This is a genomic window from Streptomyces bambusae (assembly GCF_019400985.1).
Lineage (GTDB): Bacteria > Actinomycetota > Actinomycetes > Streptomycetales > Streptomycetaceae > Streptomyces > Streptomyces bambusae_A.
This window is the reverse complement of the sequence record NZ_WTFF01000527.1, coordinates 1-3006: the sequence shown is the minus strand read 5'-3', so window position 1 is coordinate 3006 and position 3006 is coordinate 1. Positions and strand designations below refer to the sequence as shown.

The 3006-nt window shown below is 76.4% G+C and carries 3 protein-coding genes and 1 pseudogene; 3 read left to right on the top strand and 1 reads right to left on the bottom strand.

All coding sequences use genetic code 11. The features are described 5' to 3' along the window. The 3 genes and pseudogenes from GPJ59_RS35105 to GPJ59_RS35095 all read left to right on the top strand — a co-directional run. Positions 1-229 (top strand): annotated as a pseudogene (locus GPJ59_RS35105) (hypothetical protein); the annotation flags it as partial. Positions 230-396: 167 nt separating this feature from the next. Continuing rightward, positions 397-1254 carry a galactokinase gene (locus tag GPJ59_RS35100; protein WP_308120665.1) on the top strand — a complete coding sequence of 286 codons (858 nt, stop codon included), beginning with the start codon at positions 397-399 and terminating at the stop codon, positions 1252-1254. Between the two features lie 123 nt (positions 1255-1377). Next, complete coding sequence (locus GPJ59_RS35095; protein WP_219672118.1) at positions 1378-2472, top strand: PI-PLC domain-containing protein; 1095 nt, start codon at positions 1378-1380, stop codon at positions 2470-2472. Positions 2473-2517: 45 nt separating this feature from the next. Here the strand turns inward: GPJ59_RS35095 and GPJ59_RS35090 are convergent. Continuing rightward, positions 2518-3006, bottom strand: a 489-nt coding sequence (locus tag GPJ59_RS35090) for a helix-turn-helix transcriptional regulator (protein ID WP_219672116.1), incomplete at its 5' end; no start/stop codon positions are given.

Sequence of the window (3006 nt, the reverse complement as noted above, 5' to 3'; positions counted from 1 at the left end):
GGGCTTCGCCGCGGCGGCGGGCCTGGACCTGCTGCGCAGCGCGGTGGCCCGCCGCACCGACGGCGGGAACGCGTACCGGCTGATCGCCCGCAAGGAGCCGACTGGTGCCCGCGGGGGCGAGGGGTGGGACGGGCGGGACACGAAGGACGGGCGGGACGCAGGAGACGGACGCAACAGGCGACGCGAGACGGACGAGCGAGACGGGCAGGACAGGCGGGACCGCTCATGAGGCCACCGTGCGCACCGGCACCGGCACCGCCAGCCGGACCCACATCGCCATCGGCACCGGCAGCCGGCCCCGCATCGCCGTCGGCGCCGGCACCCGCACCCGCACCGGCGCCCCCGGACCCCTCCTCCCTGGCCCGGCGGGCGACCGCCGACCCGCTGTTCCGGCTCGTGGCGTACGCGCTGGAGGCCGCGCACGGCCGGCTCCCGGCCGCGGTGTGGAGCGCCCCGCACGCCTTCCACCTGGGCTCCCCGGCTCTGGTGGCCGCCGCCGGCTGGCCGGTCGCGGCGGCCGCGGCTGCGCGCACGGACGGGCTGGTGCGGCTCAGTTCGCTCAGCCACCCCGCGCAGAGCTGCGCGCTCCCCCTGTCCGGTACGCGGCCGACGGACGTCCCGGACTGGGCCGGGCGCCCGTACGCCGTGCTGCGCGCCCTGGCCGAGGCCGGGTACGGGCGCCGCGGCACCGACCTCCATGTGCACGGCACGCTGACCGCGGCCGCCGGGCTGTCCCTCGCGGAGCCGGCCGACTGCGCGGTGGCGCTGGCGGTCGCCGACGTCCACGGGCCGGACGGGGAACCGGAGGAAGGCCCGGGCGGGGGTTCGGACGTCCGCGCCCGGATCGCGGAGATCCTGCGGGAGGCCGCTCCGCACGGGGACGAGGCCCTGCGCGGCGCGGTGCTGTACGCGCGGCCCGGCCCCGCGCTGCTGACCGGCAAGGACGGCCGGCGCCGGCACGTGCCCTTCGCCCCGGACGGCTCCGGTGCCCGGCTGGTACTGATGGCCGCCCGTGGCGGGCCGCGGGGCCGGGGCTCGGATCTGCCGCGGGCGGTGGAGTGCGCGCGGGTGGCGGGGGCGCTGAGCATCTGGCCGGCGGGCGAACGGGCCCCCCGCAGCGTGCTCATGCTGCTGCCGGAGGACCGCAGGACCGCCGTACGCCGAGCGGTGGCCGAGGACTTCCACGCCCGTCGGCGGCCGGTGCCGCGCTTCCTGAACATCGCCGTGGCCGGAGCGGCACGACGGGAGGACTGACAGCCGGCGCGGCCGCGGGCGACACGGCCCCTCGGACGCCCGGGCAGGGAGGCCGCGTCGGGTATCGGCCGAACGCGTCCGCGGGGCAGCGGATTGCCGGGGGGCGCGGTACCCTCCGCAGCCATGACTGACATGGACATGGCGTCCCGCCCGAGGGTGCGCCTGCGCGCCGGGCTCCCGCGAAGAACCCGCAGGCACGCACTGGTGTGCCTGCTCCTGCTCGCCCTCCTCGGCACGGCGACCACCGCGGCCGCATCGGCCCCGGCGGCTGCCACCCCCTCCGCCACCGCGGCCGCCACCACCGCGGACTCCCGCTCGGCCGAGGCGGCGGCCGCCCGCTGGGGCGACCGCCGCCTCGACGAGGCCACCTTCCTGACCGCCCACAACGCCTTCACCAACTACGAGGACTCCCGCTGGAGTTCGGTGAACCAGGCCGAGTCGGTACGTTCCCAGCTCGCGGCCGGTGTCCGCGGACTGAGCCTGGACACGCACTGGTACGAGCGCAGCAACTGGCTGTGCGTCATCAGCTTCGGCAGCGACTGCTACCCCAGCGACGTGTACCTGTGCCACGGCGACTGCAAGACCTTCGCCGGGGCCACGTACGCCCTGCCCCGGCAGTCCTTCCACGGCACGATGCAGACCGTGGTGGACTTCCTGGCCGCCCATCCGCAGGAGGTCGTGACCGTCTTCCTGGAGGACTACGTCAGCGCCGAGCAGCTCCGGTCGTCCCTCGCCCGGGTGAACGGGCTGTCCCCGCTGCTCTTCCGGCCCGACGAGTGGGGCGTACGCCGGCACGGCTGGCCGAAGGTGGCCGATCTCGTCACCGCCGGCAAGCGCCTGCTGATCTTCTCCGACCGCTCGGACCGTGAGCACCTGGGCGTCATGTACGACAGGTCCTGGACGGTGAGCAACTACTGGAGCCTCGGGGACCTCGGCAACGACCTCGCGTGCGTCAGCCGCTGGTCCGATGTCCCCCTGGACCGCCAGGAGCCCGGATTCCGGCGGCTGTTCACGATGAGCCACCACCGCAACGTCCCCACGGTCCTCACGGCGGCCCTGGACAACGGCGCGAAGCTGCGCAACCGCATCGCCGAGCAGTGCCGGCCGGCGGCCGGGGGCCGCGACCCGAACTTCGTGTCCGTCGACTTCCACCGGCTGTCGGACGGCAGCGGCCACACCCCCGCCTCGATCGTCGCGGAGCTCGACGCGAGCCCCTGAGGCGTGCCGGCCGGGGCGCAACACCCCCGGGTCGGGCCCGCCCCCTCAGTGCGGCTGGAGCGCCGGGGGGCGGGCGGCGGCGAACGCCGTACGGTTCGGGTGGCCGGTCTTGCGCAGGAGGTTCGCCACGTGCTTCTCGACCGTACGCAGCGAGATGTGCAGGCGGCGGGCGATGTCCCGGTTGCTGGTCCGTTCGGCGACCAGCCGGGCCACCTCGAACTCGCGGGCGGTGACGCCGCATCGGCGCAGGTCCGGCGGCACCTGCTCGGTACCCGTACGCCGCTGCAGGACCGAGGCGCCCATGCCGCGCAGCTGGGCCCGGCAGGCGCCGGCGACGGCCTGGAGGCCGGCGCCGTGGAAGTACTCCTCCGCCTCACGCAGCCATGCGACCGGCGCACCCCAGCCGTCCTCGTACGCCGAGCGGGCCACCAGGCGCAGGCACAGCCGGCGCGCCATGGGGTAGGGCCCGGCCGCCTCCAGTGCCTCGGCCGCGGCGGCGGTGGCCTCGTCGGGGCGGCACTCGCGGCCGAGCAG

What these genes read in the sequence shown, in the direction of transcription:
- GPJ59_RS35095 (WP_219672118.1), top strand. Translation starts at nt 1,378, where the DNA reads ATGACTGACATGGACATGGCGTCCCGCCCGAGGGTGCGCCTGCGCGCC.